Annotated in this window: 1 pseudogene; it reads right to left on the reverse strand. The window is 43.5% G+C overall.

Annotation, left to right across the window (positions count from 1 at the left end):
• Window positions 1-150: 150 nt before the first annotated feature.
• Window positions 151-536 (reverse strand): annotated as a pseudogene (locus R7Z50_RS30635) (ketol-acid reductoisomerase); the annotation flags it as partial.

A 536-nucleotide genomic window follows, 5' to 3' on the forward strand; every position in this document is an offset into this window, starting at 1 on the left:
CTTATCAGCACATGGACAAATCGACTAAAAACGAAAAGGCTTGGTCAACGGAGACCAAGCCTTTTAATTAGATGTCGTGTTTTTTGTATTTATCGACTCCACTCTGTCTGGAGTTCATTTAATATCTTCAATGCTGTACAGCGAAGAGAATTAGCCACCAACCGCGATGCGCTTCATATCCGTCATATAGCCACGTAGTTCTTCGCCAATGTATTCCACTGGGTGGTTACGGATAGTCTCGTTCACTGCGATAAGAGTCGCGTTATCCACTTGGTTAGACGTTTCGCCTAGGCCTTTACCAATAACATCTGTACCAACAGAAGGCATGAATTTCTCACGTAATAAAGGCGTTGCTACGTTAGCAAATAGGTAGTTACCGTATTCAGCCGTATCAGAGATAACCACGTTCATCTCATATAGACGCTTACGTGCGATAGTATTAGCAATCAACGGAAGTTCATGTAGAGACTCGTAGTACGCTGATTCATCGATGATTCCAGAAGCTGTCATCGCTTCAAATGCCAGTTCAACCCCAG

It is taken from the genome of Vibrio sp. 1249-1, from assembly GCF_033340495.1.